This window comes from Vibrio sp. T3Y01, from assembly GCF_013114525.1.
GTDB classification, from domain to species: domain Bacteria; phylum Pseudomonadota; class Gammaproteobacteria; order Enterobacterales; family Vibrionaceae; genus Vibrio; species Vibrio chagasii_B.
In genome coordinates this window covers 95,026-114,831 of sequence record NZ_VTXJ01000010.1, presented here as the reverse complement: position 1 = coordinate 114,831, position 19,806 = coordinate 95,026, and the positions used below count along the sequence as shown (strand labels likewise).

Below are 19,806 nucleotides of genomic sequence, written 5' to 3'. Positions count from 1 at the left end.
AATGATTTAAAAGTTGGCACAGTTGATGCTCTATAGGGCTTGGAATAAGTCACTGTAAGCCAAGTACTTACAGCTAATAAAAATTACTGGAGCCCCTATATGTTCTGTATTCAATGTGAACAAACCATTCAAACACCCACTGTAAAAGGCTGTTCTTTCGCACAAGGTATGTGTGGAAAAACATCGGAAGTATCCGACCTTCAAGATGTGTTGGTGTATTCTCTTCAAGGTGTTTCTTTTTGGGCAAATTTAGGTCGCACTTGCGATGTTATTGATACTGAAATTGACGAGTGGGCACCAAAAGCGTTCTTCGCAACATTGACCAACGTTAACTTCGACCCTGCGCGTATCATCGAATTTGCACAGCAATCTCACGAATTCAAACAGCGTTTAGAACAGAAAGTTCGTGCAGCCGCGACGTTAATTGGTTTCGAAATTCCAGCGCTTTCTCCTGCCGCGCAATTCGATCTTCCAACGGACTCTTCAGAGCTATTGGCGCTTGCACCACAAGCTGCGGTTAACCGTGGTCACGACTCTCAACACGAAGATGTGATTGGTCTTCGTCTTCTTTGCCTATATGGCTTAAAAGGTGCAGCAGCATACATGGAACACGCTCGCGTTCTTGGTCAAACAGACAATGCTATCTTTGCTGAATATCATGAGATCATGGCTTTCCTAGGTACAGATCCAACCGACTTAAAACAGCTATTGGATACATCAATGCAGATCGGCTTGATGAACTACAAAGTAATGGAAATGTTGGACAAGGGGGAGACAGATACCTTTGGTCACCCGCAGCCTACAACGGTGAATGTTAAGACTAAGAAAGGTCATTGTATCCTTGTCTCTGGTCACGACCTTCACGATCTAGAAAAGATCCTTCAGCAAACCGAAGGCAAAGGCATCAACGTTTACACTAACGGTGAGATGCTTCCTGCACACGGTTACCCTGAATTGAACAAGTACCCACATCTTGCAGGTAACTACGGTAGCGCTTGGCAGAACCAGCAGAAAGAGTTCGCGAACTTCCCTGGTGCGATTGTGATGACGTCTAACTGTCTGCTTAACCCAGATGTGGGGGCGTATGCTGACCGTCTGTTTACACGTAGCATTGTTGGCTGGCCAGGTGTTGCTCACCTTGAAGGCGACGATTTCAGTGCAGTAATCGATTGTGCACTTGCACAAGAAGGCTTCAAGCATGACGAGATCGAGCAAATGATCACTGTCGGCTTTGGTCGTAATGCACTGATGGAAGCAGCACCTGCGGTTGTTGAACAAGTGAAAGAAGGCAACATCAAACACTTCTTCCTTGTGGGCGGTTGTGACGGTGACAAATCTGAGCGCAGCTACTACACAGACTTCACTGCTCAAGCCCCAGAAGACTCAGTTATCCTAACTTTGGCGTGTGGTAAGTTCCGTTTCAACAAAAACCAGTTTGGTGACATCAATGGCATTCCTCGTCTGTTAGATGTGGGTCAATGTAACGATGCGTACTCAGCGATTCAGCTTGCGCTTGCACTGTCTCAAGAGTTTGACTGTGGCATTAACGAACTACCACTAACGCTGGTTCTATCTTGGTTTGAGCAAAAAGCGATTGTTATTCTGCTTACTTTGTTTGCGCTAGGTGTGAAAGGCATTTACACAGGCCCAACAGCGCCAGCATTCCTAACAGAAAACCTACTTAAGATTATTCAAGATGAGTTCGACATGCGTGCTATCTCAACGCCAGAGCAAGATCTTAAAACAATCTTAGCGGCTTAATGTAAGCCCACTCCCAAGCCTCGTTGTTGCTGTTCTCTTCGAACGTGCAGCTGCGGGGCTTTTTAGATTTAATTCTTTAGTATCAGTAAGGTGTGTGAACTATGTATGCATGGTCGGATAGCGATTCAATCAATTTAGTATGCTTAAAGAAATGGCACGAGACGCCAGATACGGTCAGCTTCGAGCTTGGCAGTATTCCACAAGACCTACATTTCAATTTTAAGCCAGGCCAGTTCATCACGTTGGGCTTGGATATGCCGACAAAAACCGATTATCGCGCTTACTCGGTGGCTTCTTGTCCAGAGGACAATCGCTTAAAGCTTACGGTTAAACGTGTTGAAGGTGGCTTGGTGTCTAACTTTATTGTCGATGAGCTTGATGAAGGCGATGAGGTTGCTGTTTTAAAACCTGCTGGTGGCTTTAACTGTATTGATTGCATGCCGACTGAGAGCAAGAAGGTAACGTTAGTCAGTGCAGGTTGTGGCATCACGCCTGTTATGGCGATGGTGAAGTATTGGCTGAGTCAAGATAGCGGCGTTGAGATTGACTTCATCCATATGGCGCGTAATAAGCGAGAGACGATTTATTTTGAAGAGCTTCACCAACTTGATGAAACTCACTCTAATTTTAATCTCAAGCTATTACTCAAAGACAATCAAGGCACCACGGCTCCTCAAGGTCGATTGGATAAGAATTGGCTGGTCAGTCTAAGCCCTGATATTTTAGAGCGCACCGTCTATCTGTGTGGCCCAGTTGGTTTCATGCAAGACATAGAAAGCTATCTAAAAGAACTTGAGTTCAACATGGATAACTTCTATCAGGAAAGCTTTACACCGGCTACTCAGAACGCTCATTCAGAAGAGCCTCAAACTGAAGTCGCTGACAATGAGAATAGTGCAGTTAAAGTATTTGTCCCAACGTTTGGCAAAGAAGTGGAAGCAGAAGTGGGTACGCCACTTGCTGATTCACTAGAGCAAGCGGGTGTGCCAATTATTATCGCGTGTCGCAGCGGTATTTGTGGCTCTTGCAAATGCAAAGTGACCAAAGGTTCGGTGGAATCAAGCAGCCAAGAAACTCTGACAGCAGAGGAGGTAGAGCAAGGTTATGTACTGGCATGTTCAAGCTCGATTCAGTCGGATGTCGAGGTAGAGCTTTAGAAGAGATGGTGTATCAGAACTTTTGATATAAAAAGGCCACTCAGATCCGTTAGAGAGAGCAGATCTAAGTGGCAACCCTTCTGTTTATACGGGGGAGTAAAACAAAAGGGGTTGCGAAGCCTGAAACAGGCTTCGCAGATATAGTTATTATGTTGTGGAGCTTGTTGCGCTGAGTTAGTTACAAGATCGAGGTTGTTTAAACCGCTGGGTAAGTCTTGTAGCGAACACCCATCATCTGTTCCATACAGTGAACAACTTGGCAGCTGTAGCCAAACTCGTTGTCGTACCAGATGTAAAGAACAGCGCGGTTGTCTTGCGCGATAGTTGCAACACCGTCAACGACGCCAGGATGGCGAGAGCCAACCAAGTCAGTAGATACAATCTCAGTTGAATCGGTGTAATCAATTTGAGCGGATAGGGCAGAAGACAGCGCCATTTCGCGTAGGTACGCGTTTAGCTCGTCTTTGTTAGTACCTTTCTCAAGATTTAGGTTTGCTACTGCCATTGAAACATTCGGCGTAGGGACACGAATCGCATTACCTGTTAGCTTACCTTCCATCTCTGGCATTGCTTTTGATACTGCTTTTGCAGCACCAGTTGATGTCAGTACCATGTTCAATGAAGCAGCACGACCACGACGATCACCTGAGTGGAAGTTATCAATTAGGTTTTGGTCATTGGTGAATGAGTGAACTGTTTCGATGTGCCCAGATAGAACACCAAACTTATCGTGAACGGCTTTCAGCACAGGTGTAATCGCATTCGTTGTACAGCTTGCTGCAGAAATGATCGTGTCTTCAGGTTGAATCACATCTTCATTCACACCAAACACAACGTTTTTAATGTCGCCTTTGCCAGGTGCAGTAAGCAGTACTTTGCTTGCACCGTTACACGCTACGTGTTGGCTTAGGCCTTCCGCGTCACGCCACACACCTGTGTTATCAACAACCAGTGCGTTATCAATGCCGTAAGCGGTGTAATCTACGTCTTCAGGCTTGTTTGCGTAGATAACTTGGATGAAGTTACCGTTAACAATGATCGCTTTACGCTCTTGGTCTACCACGATGCTACCGTTGAACTGGCCATGAACTGAGTCACGACGTAGCAGGCTTGCGCGTTTCTCTAAATCACCATCTTTACCGCCACGAACCACGATTGCACGTAAACGAAGTGGGTAACCAGGACCGCTTTTCTCTACAAGAATACGAGTGAGTAGACGACCGATACGACCGAAGCCGTATAACACAACGTCGCGTGGCGTAGACATCGCTTCGCCTTCTAATGAACCCATTAGAGCCGTTTGAAGGAAATCATCCATCGCGCTGAGATCTTCGTGGTTTTCCCAGTACTTAGCTGCTAGACGACCAACATCAACGCGGCATGGAGAAAGGCGCATTGATAGAAGATGTTGGATAATTGGTTGAGTTTGTTCTGCGGTTAGCGGTGAACCAGTGTAGCGTTTTGCGATGCGGTGAGCTTTGATGATGTCGATCGTTGTTGCGTTAACTAAGGTCTTACCGAAGAGGATAACTTCTACGCCTTTTTGACGGTATAACTGACCTAAAGTTGGAGCGATGGATTCAGCAATAGTTTGACTAGTTTGCCAGTCTAGGAGGTGCTTTTCGGGACTCATCTTTACTCGGGACCTTTCACGTTAAGTTTCTGCAGTCATGGCAGTTGTAGGGAAGCCAATCAGCATAGGGGTTGAGCTATCAGGCGGTGGTCTTTAATGCCACTTAAATATGCTTGATATGCGTTGTTTGTAACTTGTAATTTTTATGTGGCAGGATTGTAAGGTACGACTGGTTATTCTGCTAGGAAAAATAAATGCAGATAAATTCTCTATCAACTGGCGTGATATTAGCCATAAATCAAGTTTTTCGCGTATGGAATGGCTATTGACTTTAATAATCTGTAGCACTTAATTTTCCCTAAAAAACACTCAAATCAAAATATCATATGTAATGAAAGTCATAGTTAACATTAAAAGTGTGATTAAGGGCTTAACTTACACGTGATTGGTAAACAATAGATGAGCTAATTCGCCGTTTTTGTTGTTCGACTTTTGAATAAGACATGATTGAGTGAAAAAAACGCAGAACGCAAACGATTGGATCTCACAAATTTAACGGAATTTTTGAGTTCGTTGGTCTCTTGGGCGGTTACTGACTGACTTTTGATGTGGACTGCCCAGTTCCATGGACTTGTTATGCGAGTGATAATAACTCGATTTAGCTGGTTTTAGCTCTTTTCACACTTCTTCCATTCAAACGTCTATTGTTCACTGTGTTCAATGTTATTGCTTATTTTGGGCTCAGAGTATCGTTTGTCCATATCCAATTTGATCAATAACCTTCTGTTAATGTCCTATTCTTAAACTGGGCTAGGTAAAATTACTTTCGGGAAGGGAGTAGTTATAAAAATGATAAACATGTCAATTAGATGGCGTCTTATTTTTCTTTCCACCGTTTCTGTACTCATCATGTTTGGGTTTACAGTGAATCAAGTGTTAAAGAATGACAAGAAGATGAATAACCTTGAGACCACACGCATTAAGGTTGAAGCTCTTCAATCTTTTAATACGATCTCAAGTGATGCTTATCGATGGTTGGTGCTGTCTAATGACTCTCCTGATAAAGGCCAGTTACTTTTAACGCTGCAATCCGAGTTGGGTCGGCTTAATCAGTATGGAATAAAACTGCAACAATCTGACTCCCATTGGAGTATTGAATCTCAGTTGATGGAGTTGAAAACGGTGCTGATGAGTTTGGCGAGCTCACCGGAAAACGCGGAAAATGAGCAATTGACTGAGCGCGCTTTTCGTTTGTTGAAAGATGTGTTGATGGAGCTATCTGAATTTCACATCGCTTTAGTCGATGGAAACATAGATCAAACTGAAGCCATGTTTATCCACCTCTCTAACTACGTGTTTTGGACTCAGCGAGAGGCGTGGTTAAGCTACAGTTTGTATCGCTCGCCCGAGCTAAGAAATCAATACTTATTGAGTTATGTAGGTGCGCTAGAGAGGCAGCAACAGTTGCTTGATACATTTTTCCGCTCTGATACTCGTTCACCTGAAATTAGGCAACTGCTAAACGCGGTCGCCAAAGATGATTTTCAAGCCAAATTTATATCTCGAATCCTCAAAGGCGATTTTTCATCACCTGAAATATACGAATACCTCAAAAGTTTGGAAATCAAAAAGCGAGCAATTTCCAAAGCGATTAGCAGTTATACTAAGCAGTTGCAGTTTGAGCTAACAAACAACATCGCACTACAGAAGCGACAAACATTGGTTATTTCCCTTCTGATTCTCGTTGTGTCTGGCGTGTTGTTGTGGCTTGGCGCCATGACTTCGATACACTTAAATCGAAACCTATCACTTATCTTAAAAGGGGTATCTGAGTGCGCTGATAGCGATGGTAAGCCCAAGATGATCAAAATTGATGGCAACGATGAGCTGGTTGAGTTTACCGATACGTTAAATCGAGTAATGGAACGTAACTATCAGCACAATCAAGAATTGGTTGAAGCCAAAGAAGATGCGGTTTCAGCGAATAAAGCGAAAAGTGCGTTTCTCGCCAATATGTCCCATGAAATTCGCACACCACTAAATGGGATTATTGGCATGGCGGAGATCCTGTCTCAGAGCAAACTGAGTCCCAACCAACAAGAGGTGCTTGGGGATATTGAGTCGTCATCGCACTCATTACTAGTGCTGTTGAATGACATTCTCGACTTGTCCAAAATTGAGTCAGGTAATCTCATGCTCTCTCCCCATAACGCTGACTTACGAGAAGCGGTCTATGACTCTGTGAGCGTGATTTTATCTAAGGCGATCAGTAAAGATATTGAGCTTGATGTAAACATTGACTCCCAGACCCCAGCACAGCTGTTTTTCGATGAATACCGTGTCAGGCAGGTGCTGACGAATTTATTGTCGAATGCTATCAAGTTTACCTCCAACGGTACCATTACTACGGACATCGCTTATACGCCAATGTCGATGGGCAGAGGTAAGCTCGAGTGCAGTGTTTCGGATACGGGCATCGGTATTGAACCAGAGAAACTAGAATCCATCTTTGAGCCTTTTACCCAAGAGGATGGCAGTATCACGCGTCAGTTTGGTGGTACAGGGCTTGGGTTAGCAATCTGTAGGCAGCTTGTCGACTTAATGGGTGGATACATCACTGCGCGTTCAGTAAAAGGTGAAGGCTCTACCTTTACGTTTTGTCTATATGTCGATGTAGTCGAGACGCAAGTTCAAAGCTTTGAGAATTTAAATCGTGCGACGATCATTTCCAACTCTTTTAACTATCTCGATCAATTAGTCAAAGAGTGTGAGCGTCTCAACATAAAACCCAAGGTGGTCGGCTCTGTATCGTCGTTAGATGAAGAGATCAAAGGGAGCGACTTCGTCCTGTATTGCCATACCTTACATCACTCGTTGCAGAGTGATTTAGCAGCTTTGAAAACACAATACCCTTTAGACCGTGTGATTGTTTGTCAGCACCACTTATTCAAAACCAATCTGATTACAGAGTCCGTTCATTCAACTCATACACTGCCATTCTTGGGGCGACGTTTCCTGAATAGTCTATTGTCTCTTGATGCGAATGAAGAACTGGTACCTGAAGCCAAATCAGAAAAAGAAGAAGTACGTCCTCTGAATCGACGTATCTTGATTGTCGAAGATAATTTAATGAATCAGAAGATAGCGAGCTTCTTTCTTGAACAAGCTGGTTATGAATATCTAATTACTAGTAATGGGCAAGAGGCGGTTGATGTTATCACTCAGGGCGCGCAATTTGATGCCGTGTTGATGGATTGCATGATGCCAGTCATGGATGGGATAACAGCGACCAGAGCAATCCGGCAGTGGGAGCTTGAACAACAAGCGACACCACTACCCATTATTGCTTTAACTGCAAGTGTGTTAGAAGAAGACATCAAAGATTGTTTTGATGCGGGCATGAATGCTTATTTACCTAAACCTTATAAATCTCACCAACTCTATGATCTGTTTAGCAGTCTTGATATTGTTTAATGGATATCTCACTCGAGGCTCAACAAGTCGTTGAGCTTTTTTGCTTTGAGTTTTAGAACGAATCTACCGATATTTAACGCACTTCCATTCCAAGGTTGTATTGCGCAAGGCATCGACCGACATAACTGATTTTGACGAAAGCCGCCACAATGATAGTGCTGATATGCGCAACGATCTGAATCGGTAATGAGAAATGGTCCGCCATTGGGTAAGCGATAATTATGCTGAGTAGCATCAGCAAGGTGGTGATTGCTAGGCTGAAGTTAGATACAGAAAGTAGAGTTTGAAAGCGTTGAGTCATCGTCTTCATATTGAATTCCTAGTTACTAATAGTTGTTTTGATATTTAACTATTAGCAATTAGTGTTCCAAGACTTAAAATTCTTGATTATCAGTGTTTTAGCTTTAGGTTTTTCTCTTTTGTAGTCAAAAAGACACTTGCAATTTATGTGTCTTTTTGACTTTTAAGTGTATTTTTACCATTGTCTAAAACCACAAGTATCAATATGGAAACGAACACCAGAATACAAACCCAGACCAACGTTATTTTTCTGCCCAAACTCAGCATGAATTTTTTTGAGTTTTACGTGCAGTTGTTCTCGAGTAATGTCATTCGCTGGGACTAGGTCCAAGGCGCAGAATTCTAAGTGTTTACTTCGTAGTGCACCGCCAGCTTGTTGGTTATAGATTTGGGTTCGTTCACCGGACACAGGTATAACAACACCGATTTCAGGTTCAATGTATTGCTGAATATATTTCAATGTATTGATCATATTCGGCACGTTTTTCTTATCCGGAAGCGTAAACAAGGTGGTGTTGCTCATCGCCCAATCTGTTCCTTGTAGCAGTACCAGATGCAAAGGCATGCTTTGGGTGATTCCAGCATCTTTGAGCTGCTGTCCAATCTCTCTTACTTTGTCTTCTGCGTGATTAAGTAGCATCCAGCCTCGAAAGGCCGAGCGAGTCGGAACCTTGTAGCCATGAACGTCGACCACGAGATCATCGTAAGTGATTTCGGTCTCTTCGGTATACAGTCTTTCGAATTCTTCAGGATAGGGTTGAGTGCTTGATAGCGCTAAGGTAATCAGAATGATTGAGTACATATGGTGACTCCATTGCTTACGTTGGCTAGTGATACTTGATTCAATAAATGCGTAAGCTTAAGTATAGACACTGGAAATTATGTACAAAAAAACCCACTACAATGAGTGGGTTACTTAACAATTCATTCAATTTAATAAGATTACTTCTTACCTTGAATTTGCTTGTCTTCTTCAGTTAGTTCACGGATACGGCGGCTGATGTCGCGACGCGCTTTAGAAATCTCTGCGCTCTTAATGATGTGGTCATCAACACGGTCTTCGTAGTCAGCTTTCATGTTTTTGATAATGCCTAGGATCTCGTCGTGAGTCATCTCTGGCTTGATGTAATCAAGTAGGTTATCAAGAAGGTCAACACGCTTGCGGTTGTCACGAACTTTCTTTTCGTTGTCTAGAAGTTCACGCTTAAGTTTGTTCTTACGTCGTGCTTGGTTAACAATTTCAAATACGCTGCTCATAGATTCCTTTTCCTATTCGTCAAATACGTTGTCTGGTTCTGATTAAAGCACATCAATTGATGATGTAACAGTCTTTAGATCAAAGCAAAAGTAAGGTTGTTTAATTATTCGTCACTCTCGCCAATGTGTGATTGTTTTTATCTTACCGATCAAGTTAGTATCCCATGTAGATACTGCATTGATACGAAATGTGAAATGAATCAACAACAATTGGAAATCGAAGATTCGGGCGATAAAGTGACTGAATCTTCAGCAGAGCAAAACAAGCTTCGTGATGCGTATGTAAAAGAGCGTACTTATTTGGAAGTCGTGGAAATAGAGCTAAACCGTTCTAAGATCATAATGATTGATGAGCAGGGTAGAAAGAAGCGAGTACCAATTTTATCTGAGCACTAAACGTTGCATAAATAGGCGCTGAGACGAAATCACCAAAATAATAAAAAGGAATAACGATGAACACAGTACTTTCCCCAATTGAAGCGAGAATCATTGGCTGTTTGATCGAGAAAGAAGTCACGACTCCTGATCACTACCCGCTGACATTAAACAGCTTAACTACGGCTTGTAACCAGAAAAGTAACCGTGAACCTGTTCTCTCGCTGTCTGAATCAGAAGTATTAGATGCCGTTGACGGTTTGATTGCCCGTCGCATGGTGAGTGACGAAAGCAGCTTCAATAGCCGTGTGAATAAATATCAGCATCGTTTCTGCAATACCGAGTTTGGTGACCTGCAATTTACAGAACAAGAACGCGCTATCATCTGCTGCATGTTATTGCGTGGTGCACAGACCCCGGGCGAATTACGCACACGAACGGGGCGTTTGGCGAACTTCAGTGATGTGAAAGAGGTGGAAGCAACACTTGAGAAACTAGCGACACGTGAAGCTGGCGCTCTTGTGGTTAAATTGCCTCGTGAAGCTGGCAAGCGTGAGTCACGTTACCAGCATTTACTGAGTGGTGAAGTAGATGTAGAAGCGTTTGCGACGGCGCCTGCAAGTGTTGCTGTACCGGCTGCATCGAATGAGAAGCTGGAAGAGCTAGAGTCTGAAGTCGCAAGTCTAAGAGCTGAAGTCGCCGAGTTGAAAGCTCTGGTTGAATCTCTGCTATAAATGTCTGAATCTGAAAAAAACGCGGATTGGGTGGTGTACCTGATCCGCAATCGTCATAACGCTTTGTATTGTGGTGTCACTAATAATCTACAACGCCGATTCGAACAGCATCAAACTGGTAAAGGAGCTAAAGCCCTAAAAGGTAAGGGGCCGCTAAAGCTAGTTTGGAGTATGAACGTACAGTCAAAAAGTGAGGCACTAAAAACTGAATACGCGATCAAACAATTACCCAAACTGCGTAAAGAAAGTTTGGTATCACTCAAGCTGATGATTGAGTGGCAAGATGGCAGTATTCAATATAACGAAGTCTCATAATTCATACCTAAAATTGTCGTTATTGATTAAATCTTAATAAGTGAAAGCTCGACGCTAAATTTCACTAAATGTCTGATTTTTAGATTGAAAATATAAAATCAATGATGTGTATCTACGCGCTTGATGTTCTAATCTTCCAATCATTAATCTCATTTGACACATTAGTCATTTAGAATGTCATTCTAATTAGTTTTAGCCGCTATCATTTATCCTCGTTGTCCTACATAATATCTTTCAGCCATCCAAAGAGGTGGTGTCATGCTAGGTTAAAAAATGAGCCAAAGTAGCTCATATAAAACGAGAAAAATATGAAACGTTTACTGATGTTGTTTGGACTTGCCGTATTTTCTGCGTCCGCTCTCTCCCATGGTACTCATGTCCTTAATGGATATTGGGAGTACCAAGAATATCTTTCTAACTTCCCAGAACAAAAAACCTTAACCGATAAGATGGTCGAGGCCGTAAAAAAACACCCAGTCCCGCTCGCGAAAGCGCAAGACGAGCCCATCACTATTTCCGTCGTTTATCCTGGGCAACAGATCTCTGATTACTGGGTTCGTAATATTCAAGCCTTTGAAAAGCGACTCGACAAGTTGAGAATAAACTACCAGATTAACCAAGTGTTTACGCGAGTGAATGCGGATCTCACTCAGCAGAGCATCTCGTTGCAAGAAGCCATTGAAAACAAGACGGATTACTTAATCTTCACACTGGATACCACGCGTCACCGCAAGTTTATCGAACATGTATTGACCTCAACAGAGACTAAGTTGATTCTACAGAACATTACGACACCTGTTCGTGCATGGGCTGACAGACAACCGTTTATGTATGTGGGTTTTGACCATGCTACCGGCAGTTTGAAGTTAGCGGATTACTTTAAAACTGCGAGCAAGCCAGGAAGCAAATACTCGGTTCTCTACCGCTCAGAAGGCTATATCAGCGATGCGCGAGGTGATACGTTTATCCATGATGTGAATAGCGATACAAACTTTGCGTTAAAGTCGTCGTTTTACACCAAGTCAGATAAAGAGAGTGGTTATCAAGCCGCTAAAATCAGCATTGAGAACGATAAAGACCTAGACTTTATTTATGCCTGTGCAACTGATGTCGCTCTCGGCGCTGCAGATGCCATTCGTGAGTCTGGTCGAGATATCCTAGTGAATGGTTGGGGCGGCGGATCTGCTGAGCTTGAAGCCATTGCTAGAGGTGACCTTGATGTGACGGTTATGCGTATGAACGATGACACAGGCATTGCAATGGCAGAGGCGATTAAGTGGGACCTTGCAGGGCAAAAAGTTCCTACAGTTTACTCAGGTGATTTTGAAGTGGTGACCAAGGAAGACTCACCAGAACGTATTTCTGAACTCAAACAGCGAGCATTTAGATACTCAGGTCAATAATGAAGAAAAGCTACGCCAATACTCCAAGGAACACCCTAGCCAAATTAATTACACGTATCATTATTTTAGTGATCGGGGTGATGGCGCTTGGCGTGCTTATTCATAACTACGAGACCAGTAGTAGTATTGTAAAACAAGAGACCAATAGAACGGTTAAGCAAACTTCTAGCTTGATCCAGAATATGTTTGATTACCGTTTGTCTGTGTTGCAAATTCACCAGGATAGTAGCTCGCACAGTGATACGCTACGTGAGTATTTTAAGACCAATGACGAAGAGGTACTTAGCTACTTTTTCTTTGGTGTCGACCAGCGTGAACCGGAACATGCGCCAGATCTTCGCTTTGTCTCTACTCATGACGGCTTAGCGTGGGAGGACGGTAACGGTCAGTTTTATGGCTTGGATGACAAAAGCCTGAAGCATATTTCTGAAGAGGTTTCGTTCAGTAGCAATTGGCACTTTATTCAACTGATGACGGATATAGGTAAGCGTCACTTGCTAGCTCGTCGTACTCCTATTGTTGACAGTAAAACGGGCGAAGTACTCGGACAGCTGTATATTGCCATTGTCCTTGATAATAATTTTTCTCTCGCAGAGTCTATCCAGCAGGGCAGTAACTGCGAAAATATCGTGATTGAAGCGCACGGTACGCCTGTCACTTCAACCTTCAGTGGTGATGAAAGTTACTCGATAACAGACATCCTCAATTACAGAATCTACGAGCAATTACCTCGTCATTTTGTCACTATCACCACGATTAAAATCAACGCGGTAGAAACGCCTCTTGTCATTCGTGCCGTTCAAAAGAACAGTAACTTCATCGCCTTAGAAGAAAACTATGAGCGTGCGATCATCGTTGTCATTGTTGTGATCGTTTTCATGTCTTTCTTTGCCCGTTCTTGGATTCAGAGAAGAGTTTCTGCTGAACTTGATAAGCTCATGGACTTCACTCGCTCAGCCAGTGATAGCGAAGAGTACAACAAATTTGATGGCTCTAATATTTTCGAGTTTCACCACATAGGCTGTACGCTTGAGGATACCTTTGAACGTCTATCTGAACAAAACCAAAAATTCCAAGACCTGTTTAACTTTGCTCATTCTCCCATTTTGGTTTGGTCTGAAAAAGGAGACTTGATTCAAATGAATCCAGCAGCGCGTATGGCGCTGTTTGATGAAGATGATAATTATGGTGCCGTCGCACATGAGTTCGAACACCGCATGCTGCCAAACATACAAATGGTGGTTCAAGGGGCCAAGTTGACGGGTATTAACGTACCGATTGGCGAAAAGGTGTTCCGTTGGAATATGTCGGCGATTCGGGTTGAACATGGCATCACAGGCGTCGTAGTACAAGGACAAGACATAACCAAGTTGGTTGAAGCGGAGAGACAAGCCGATCGTGCCAGAGAAGAGGCAGAGCATCTTGCGAACGTTCGTGCTGATTTCTTAGCAAAGATGAGCCACGAAATTCGTACACCACTTAACGGTATATTAGGCGTTTCTCAACTGCTCAAGCGTTCTGTGCACAGTGAAGATAACCGAGAGCAAGTTGATGTACTTTGTAACAGTGCGGAGCACCTGCTAGCGGTGTTGAACGATATCTTGGACTTTTCAAAGATCGAGCAGGGGCAGTTTAATATTCAGAAGAAAGACTTCCGCTTAGGGGAGTTGATTAACACTTTAGACAGTATTTATCGCCCCCTTTGTGAGGATAAATCGGTCACGTTTTCTATCGTTAATCACCTTGTTGATGACATTGAAATCAATACCGACCAAGTGCGTTTGAACCAAATTATGTTTAATTTGTTGAGTAACGCCCTTAAGTTTACGCATCAAGGTGGTATCTCCGTTAGCTTCGAACTTGAAAGTATCTTCAATACGAATAAAGCCAGCTTGATCGTTCGCGTGAAAGACACCGGCATTGGTATTGATGGGAGTAAAATTGATGCCGTTTTTGAACCCTTTGTCCAAGCCGAAGAAACGACAACACGGGAGTACGGCGGGACTGGGTTAGGGTTAACCATTGTTAAAAACTTGGTCGACATGCTGGAAGGCGATATTCAGGTTCGCAGTGCTAAAGATCAAGGCTCGGAATTCATCATCGAAATCCCAGTTGAACTGCACTCTAAGCCGCTAATTGATGTTAAGCAGCAAACAGGTATTGAACCTGAGGCGCTATTCGATCGCTCTTTGAAGGTGTTGCTGGTGGAAGATAACCACACCAATGCTTTCATCGCACAGGCTTTTTGTAAAAAATATGGCATGGTGGTGACCTGGGCGAAAGATGGTCTGGAGGCCATAGAGCTCGCAAAAGCAAACACTTATGACCTCATTCTAATGGATAATCAACTTCCTAACCTTGGCGGCGTTGAAACGACACAACAGTTGCGAGAGGAAATCGGTGTATTAGCCCCGATTTATGCGTGTACTGCAGATGCTCAAGAATCGACAAGGGATAGTTTTATGGCTGCAGGTGCCAACTATGTGATTGTTAAACCGATTAAAGAAGAGTCGTTGCATCAAGCTTTTGTTCATTTCAAAAAATCATACTGGGATCAAAACAGACTCTAGTTTTTCTTTAACTCTTTGAATGCAAGATTGTGCCACACCGAGCGGTGTCGAGCTCTGCATTCTGAACATCCGAGAACAACTATACAAAGCCAGCAACGAAAGCTTGTTCTAACAGTAATGTTTTAAGCTCATCACTCATGTCTAGGTGTTCAGGGAATTGAATTCCTAGTACCCAACCTTGGCCCTGTCTTTTCTTACTCACGACTTTGTAAACCAATTCACTATCTAAGTGCTCACTCAATATTGAATCCACCTTTACCTTCCATCCCACATCAATATCGGATTGTTGTGTAATGTAGATACCACAGCCGGAAACAGAGAAATCGACTAACACAGCGTTTAGCGTCAAGGTGTCAAAGGTAACTTCGCAGTTGAGGCGCACTTTGTATCTTTCGTGTTCGCGGATTGGTTTTGTTGCAAAGCTCGTTGGCGGACGAAGAAATAGAAGATGCGCAGGGGAGGTGATATGAGCCAGTACATTGGTTTTGAAGGCGACGATGTGCCCAAGTTCTGTGTCTGTAATCGCTCGAACGATGATATCGACGTTGATGAGCTTTCTTAACGTCAGTGCCTCGGTCGCTTTTTGTGACAGTTCCAGGATAAGGTACTGCTCTTCTTTGTGCCCAATATATAGAGTACTGATCTGAATTGAGTCGTCGGGGCCAAACTCTAATACACCTGCTGCTTTTGTACCTGGTTTCAGGTATCTAAACAGTTCTACGTTTTTATCTTTATGCATATTTATCGATGAACAATGTTAACTGTCTGTTGAAATAATATAACGTCCTAATAAAGCTATGTCATTACTTTCATTAAGGAAATGAGGTTGGCGGGATGAAAACTAGAAACGGGTTGTTACTCAAACATTGGCTTACTCTTGTCGAAAAACACGTTACACTGCTATCAATAATTTACTCAATGGAGAAATGGTAAATGGAACTAGAAATCTTGTTAAACACCCTGTCTGAGTCCCCAGAGAATGTGCAGTTTGAAGATACGATGCAGGTGATTGAAGCACATTATGACTTTTGTGAATGTGAATTTCGCAACGGGGATGTCGTGAATGAGGCTGGACAGAACAACGGTTCGTGTAAAATTTTTGCGTTCGGCCAAGATCAAGGGCTTTCAGCAGAGCAAACACTCGCGTGTTTTGGTCAATACTACCGCAATGATGTACTAGGTTTCCCAGAGAATACTGATCACCAAAACATCCGTAACTTTATGATTCACGGTTGGGGTGGGGTGGAATTCTCCCAGCCAGCGTTGGTATTGAAGTCTAAGTAAATAGGTTTCACCGGCGAAGTAAATACTTACTTAACATTAAGACCCTGAAGCGAGATGAGTTTATCTCGCTTCAGATTTTATATCTTTCCATACGGCAGGCTACTGAATTGGCAATTCAGACAAGCATTTACGACACATACATACTCCAAACTTGGGTACAGAGCTCGTGTCTCTTTTCTCTAGCTCAAAGCACCAACAGGTCTCTTTACCGGCACTGATATCGCATTGAGCTGGCTCATTACATTGCGGACATTGATGTGTGGAACTCGCACCACTTAGGTTGTCCATCACCGACTCTCTTTCATTTTCAGATAGGCCTTTCCAGCCTATAATCTCGTCCATTGTTCTAAAGCAGCCACTGCACATGCCACCATTATTTTTACAAGCCGCTCGGCAAGGTGTTTTCATCTTTCGGACCCTTGATTGGTTTGGGCTGAAATGTAACATACTTGTTTCTGTTTTAAGAGCCAACTCACTAAAATTTGACTTAGTAAAACACCAAATGACCTCGTAATTTAAAGGCTTTTCATGTAGCATCTCGCCCCTTTTGTTGACTGGGGGATATTATGTTTATTGGATTTGATTATGGAACAGCAAACTGTTCTGTGGCTGCAATGGTCAATGGAGAACCAAGCTTGTTACCGTTAGAAGGTAGCAACCACTATATTCCCTCAACCGTATTTGCTCCTACTCGTGAGAGTGTATCTGAACATCTATTTCGCCACCTGAACATCAAGCCGAGCGATGCTGTCGGTGAGCAAGTGCTACGACGTGCAATTGCCTACAACCGCGAAGAGAGTATCGACCTTGTGCCAGAAGACATGGCATTTGGTCAGGCAGCGTTGGATCTCTACTTAGAAGACCCGCGTGATGTCTACTATGTTAAGTCTCCTAAGTCTTTCCTTGGCGCAAGCGGGCTACATGACGTTCAGGTCAGCTTCTTTGAAGATCTAGTATGCGCCATGATGGCGAACATCAAGCAGCAAGCTGAGCTCACTACTCAAGAACAAATCAAACAAGCGGTTATTGGTCGACCAATTAACTTCCACGGTCGCGGTGGTGAAGAAGCAAACAGACAAGCTGAAGCTATCTTATCTCGCGCCGCGAAGCGTGCAGGCTTCCTGGATATTGCATTTCAATTTGAACCCGTAGCTGCTGGCTTAGACTATGAAAGCACTTTGACCGAAAACCAAACAGTATTAGTGGTTGATATTGGTGGTGGTACGACCGACTGTTCTTTATTGGAAATGGGCCCGAGTTGGTCTGGGAAAGCGGACCGTAGCCAGAGCTTATTGGCACACAGTGGTCAAAGGGTTGGGGGGAATGATTTAGATATTTACCTCGCTTTCAAACAACTGATGTCACCTTTTGGTATGAGCAGTAAAGCCATTTCCGGTATTGATATGCCATTGACCCAATTCTGGAATCCAATAGCCATCAACAATGTAGAAGCTCAAAAGAATTTTTATTCTCGCGAAAACCTTGCAGCACTGAAGTTACTTCGTAAAGAAGCTGCTGAACCACAGAAGCTAGACCGTTTACTTAAGGTTTATCACGATACCTTGGGTTACGGCATCGTACGTAGAGCCGAAGAAGCTAAGATCGCGTTGGCGGAGTCTTCTGAGTATCGCGCAGCGATGAATGTTGCCTCCGAGTTGATCGAAGTCGATATCTCAGTTGAACAGATGGTCGATGCTATCGATACGCCAAAGTCTAAGATGATTGAGTTGGTTAAAGAGGCCATTCAACAAGGTGAGAAAAAGCCAGATGTTATCTATATGACAGGGGGCTCGGCACGTTCGCCTATCCTTCGTGAAGCGGTTCAACAAGCCGTACCGAATGTGCCTATTGTGAGTGGCAACTATTTTGGTTCCGTAACGGCGGGTTTAGCTCGTTGGGCTGAGGTATGTTTCAAATAAGAGTGAAATAACGCGTGATAAAGGGCAACTGATCTCTGATTAGTTGCCCTTTTTTTGTATTCGAAAAGACCAAATTAGCTAACGGAGTAGCTGCCCGGACTCTAAAGTCGAAATTAGTTCAAGAAGCTAAATATTTCGGCTGGATTCTAGATGTTACAAAATATTTCGCCTTTGAGGTGGTGTGATGTATTGGTCTGATGAGTAGTTTTGGTGCTTTGATTTTTAATGCTTTTTTAGTGATTTAAAAAGCAAAAATAAGTTTCACTTTTTGTAAATAAATAACAATGAGGATTTATTTACCCTAAGTTAAAGTATTGTTTTAAAACGATTTTTTGTTTTTTATAGCATTGCTTTCTTTATTTTATATATTTTAATGCAACTTTTTTGTCATTCATCGATTAGTGTTTGCCTACTTGTTAAATGCAGGTAACAACTTCTCCGTAAGCACGAGGTTGTTAGTGAATAACTCACCCAGTTACAAATGGATATGACAATGAATAAGAAACTTTTAGCGCTAGCGATTTCTGGTGCAGTATTTGGTACACAGGCAGTTGCAGTAGAACTTTACAACGAAGACGGCACAACATTCTCAGTTGGCGGCCACGTTTCAGTGAACGTTAATGGTTCAGAGGAAGGCGAGACTGATGTTGGTACTAACTCTCCACGTATCAACTTTAACGCTACTCAAGAATTAGGCAACGGCTTCACAGCTGACGCTAAAGGCGAATGGGCACTTAACTACCTAGATGGTGGTGATGAGACATTTACAACTCGTCTAGGTTACGTTGGTCTAACTCACGACGAGTTTGGTCGTGCAGTTGCTGGTACGCAATGGTCTCCATACTACGATGTAGCGGCAGCGACAGATATGCCAATCGCGTTTGCGAATGACTTCTTATACGACAACCACGGTGCTCTTGGTACTGGTCGTGCAGACAAAATGCTTAGCTACCGCAATGCGTTCGAGCTAGGTGAAGCTGGTGAGTTTAGCTTTGGTCTAGGTTGGCAAGGTGACAACGATGTAACGACAGATACTGAAAGCGTAGACAGCAATGGTGGAGTAACCATCGATCGTACATCAGTTTCTTACGGCGACCGTATTCAAGCAACTCTTGGTTACTCGATTGCCGGCGTTAAATTAGGCTACGCATTCAACACTGGTGACTTCACGGATTCTGGTGTTTCTAAGACAGCTGAATCTCACCTAGTATCTGCAGCATACGGTTCATACGGTTCTGGTTTATACCTAGCAGGTATTTACGCTTGGAACGAGAACATGAACATCGGTCTTGAAGAAAGCAATGCTTATGAATTGCTTGCTGCTTACGCTCTTGCAAACAGCTTAAACCTAAGTGTGAACTACGAAGTAGTTGAAGGTGAAGCAACTAAAGGCGCTGCAACACAAACTGATCGTGAAGAACTAGCTCTACAAGCTGAATACAACTTCACTAGCAACTTTGTTGGCTACACTGGTTACCAGTTCGACCTAAATGACGATAACGGTCGTAACACTGATGACAAGTGGACTATCGGTGCTCGTTACTACCTATAAGTCGCAGACTGATTTAGCATAGTGTTTACTCCTTAGGTTTACCTTTTAGGATACTGTCCTAGACACCATGCTAAGCCCTCTCAAACCTTTTGGTTGGAGAGGGCTTTTTTCGTTTTGAATGACCACTTCGGA

General features: G+C 43.2%; 17 protein-coding genes. 11 read left to right on the top strand and 6 right to left on the bottom strand.

Features of this window, described 5'->3' with window-relative positions; translation table 11 throughout:
* The first annotated feature begins 99 nt into the window (after nt 1-99).
* Together hcp and F0232_RS13050 are read left to right on the top strand one after the other, a co-directional pair.
* Entirely contained in the window at nt 100-1,761 is a 1,662-nt protein-coding gene (gene hcp / locus F0232_RS13055; protein ID WP_061031256.1) for a hydroxylamine reductase, read from the top strand.
* A gap of 101 nt (nt 1,762-1,862) precedes the next feature.
* Nucleotides 1,863-2,918 carry a hybrid-cluster NAD(P)-dependent oxidoreductase gene (locus F0232_RS13050; protein ID WP_061031255.1) on the top strand — a complete coding sequence of 352 codons (1,056 nt, stop codon included), beginning with the start codon at nt 1,863-1,865 and terminating at the stop codon, nt 2,916-2,918.
* A 196-nt stretch (nt 2,919-3,114) separates the two neighbouring features.
* Here the strand turns inward: F0232_RS13050 and F0232_RS13045 are convergent, their stop codons facing one another.
* Nucleotides 3,115-4,551, bottom strand: a complete 1,437-nt coding sequence (locus F0232_RS13045; protein ID WP_061031254.1) for a glyceraldehyde-3-phosphate dehydrogenase — start codon at nt 4,549-4,551, stop codon at nt 3,115-3,117.
* 849 nt (nt 4,552-5,400) lie between these two features.
* On the opposite strand from F0232_RS13045, the gene F0232_RS13040 reads away from it, so the two are divergent.
* Nucleotides 5,401-7,965, top strand: coding sequence for an ATP-binding protein (locus F0232_RS13040; RefSeq protein WP_061031253.1), 2,565 nt, complete (start codon nt 5,401-5,403; stop codon nt 7,963-7,965).
* Between the two features lie 73 nt (nt 7,966-8,038).
* Here the strand turns inward: F0232_RS13040 and F0232_RS13035 are convergent, their stop codons facing one another.
* The 3 genes from F0232_RS13035 to F0232_RS13025 form a co-directional block, all read right to left on the bottom strand.
* The gene (locus F0232_RS13035) at nt 8,039-8,275 is read right to left on the bottom strand and encodes a hypothetical protein (RefSeq protein ID WP_061031252.1); all 237 of its coding nucleotides are present in this window, start codon (nt 8,273-8,275) and stop codon (nt 8,039-8,041) included.
* A 165-nt stretch (nt 8,276-8,440) separates the two neighbouring features.
* On the bottom strand, nt 8,441-9,067 hold the full coding sequence (locus F0232_RS13030) for a D-Ala-D-Ala carboxypeptidase family metallohydrolase (RefSeq protein ID WP_105057980.1): 627 nt from the start codon (nt 9,065-9,067) through the stop codon (nt 8,441-8,443).
* Nucleotides 9,068-9,207: 140 nt separating this feature from the next.
* Complete coding sequence (locus F0232_RS13025) at nt 9,208-9,522, bottom strand: DUF496 family protein (protein ID WP_004742367.1); 315 nt, start codon at nt 9,520-9,522, stop codon at nt 9,208-9,210.
* Nucleotides 9,523-9,717: 195 nt separating this feature from the next.
* Here F0232_RS13025 and F0232_RS13020 point away from each other — a divergent pair, with 195 nt between their 5' ends.
* The 5 genes from F0232_RS13020 (at nt 9,718) to luxQ (ending at nt 14,919) form a co-directional block, all read left to right on the top strand.
* Nucleotides 9,718-9,918, top strand: a complete 201-nt coding sequence (locus tag F0232_RS13020; RefSeq protein WP_008217256.1) for a hypothetical protein — start codon at nt 9,718-9,720, stop codon at nt 9,916-9,918.
* A gap of 56 nt (nt 9,919-9,974) precedes the next feature.
* Nucleotides 9,975-10,631 (top strand): YceH family protein, encoded by a 657-nt coding sequence (locus F0232_RS13015; protein WP_105057981.1) that lies wholly within the window; start codon nt 9,975-9,977, stop codon nt 10,629-10,631.
* Nucleotides 10,632-10,946, top strand: coding sequence for a GIY-YIG nuclease family protein (locus F0232_RS13010; protein WP_061031249.1), 315 nt, complete (start codon nt 10,632-10,634; stop codon nt 10,944-10,946). It abuts the gene before it with no gap.
* 308 nt (nt 10,947-11,254) lie between these two features.
* Nucleotides 11,255-12,349, top strand: a complete 1,095-nt coding sequence (locus F0232_RS13005; RefSeq protein WP_105057982.1) for an autoinducer 2-binding periplasmic protein LuxP — start codon at nt 11,255-11,257, stop codon at nt 12,347-12,349.
* Nucleotides 12,349-14,919 (top strand): quorum-sensing autoinducer 2 sensor kinase/phosphatase LuxQ, encoded by a 2,571-nt coding sequence (gene luxQ / locus F0232_RS13000; RefSeq protein ID WP_105057983.1) that lies wholly within the window; start codon nt 12,349-12,351, stop codon nt 14,917-14,919. The genes F0232_RS13005 and luxQ overlap by 1 nt, the downstream gene beginning before the upstream one ends.
* Before the next feature lie 79 nt (nt 14,920-14,998).
* Here luxQ and F0232_RS12995 read toward each other — a convergent pair whose 3' ends face one another.
* A complete protein-coding gene (locus F0232_RS12995) occupies nt 14,999-15,658 on the bottom strand; it encodes a PilZ domain-containing protein (protein WP_105057984.1) in 660 nt (219 codons plus the stop codon).
* Nucleotides 15,659-15,852: 194 nt separating this feature from the next.
* Between F0232_RS12995 and F0232_RS12990 the strand changes: the two genes are divergently transcribed.
* Entirely contained in the window at nt 15,853-16,203 is a 351-nt protein-coding gene (locus F0232_RS12990) for a HopJ type III effector protein (RefSeq protein ID WP_105057985.1), read from the top strand.
* A gap of 99 nt (nt 16,204-16,302) precedes the next feature.
* On the opposite strand, the gene F0232_RS12985 is transcribed toward F0232_RS12990, so the two are convergent.
* A complete protein-coding gene (locus tag F0232_RS12985; protein WP_105058832.1) occupies nt 16,303-16,611 on the bottom strand; it encodes a DUF1289 domain-containing protein in 309 nt (102 codons plus the stop codon).
* A 158-nt stretch (nt 16,612-16,769) separates the two neighbouring features.
* Here F0232_RS12985 and yegD point away from each other — a divergent pair, with 158 nt between their 5' ends.
* Together yegD and F0232_RS12975 are read left to right on the top strand one after the other, a co-directional pair.
* Complete coding sequence (yegD, locus tag F0232_RS12980; RefSeq protein ID WP_105057986.1) at nt 16,770-18,122, top strand: molecular chaperone; 1,353 nt, start codon at nt 16,770-16,772, stop codon at nt 18,120-18,122.
* Between the two features lie 493 nt (nt 18,123-18,615).
* Entirely contained in the window at nt 18,616-19,674 is a 1,059-nt protein-coding gene (locus F0232_RS12975) for a porin (RefSeq protein ID WP_105057987.1), read from the top strand.
* Nucleotides 19,675-19,806: the final 132 nt, after the last annotated feature.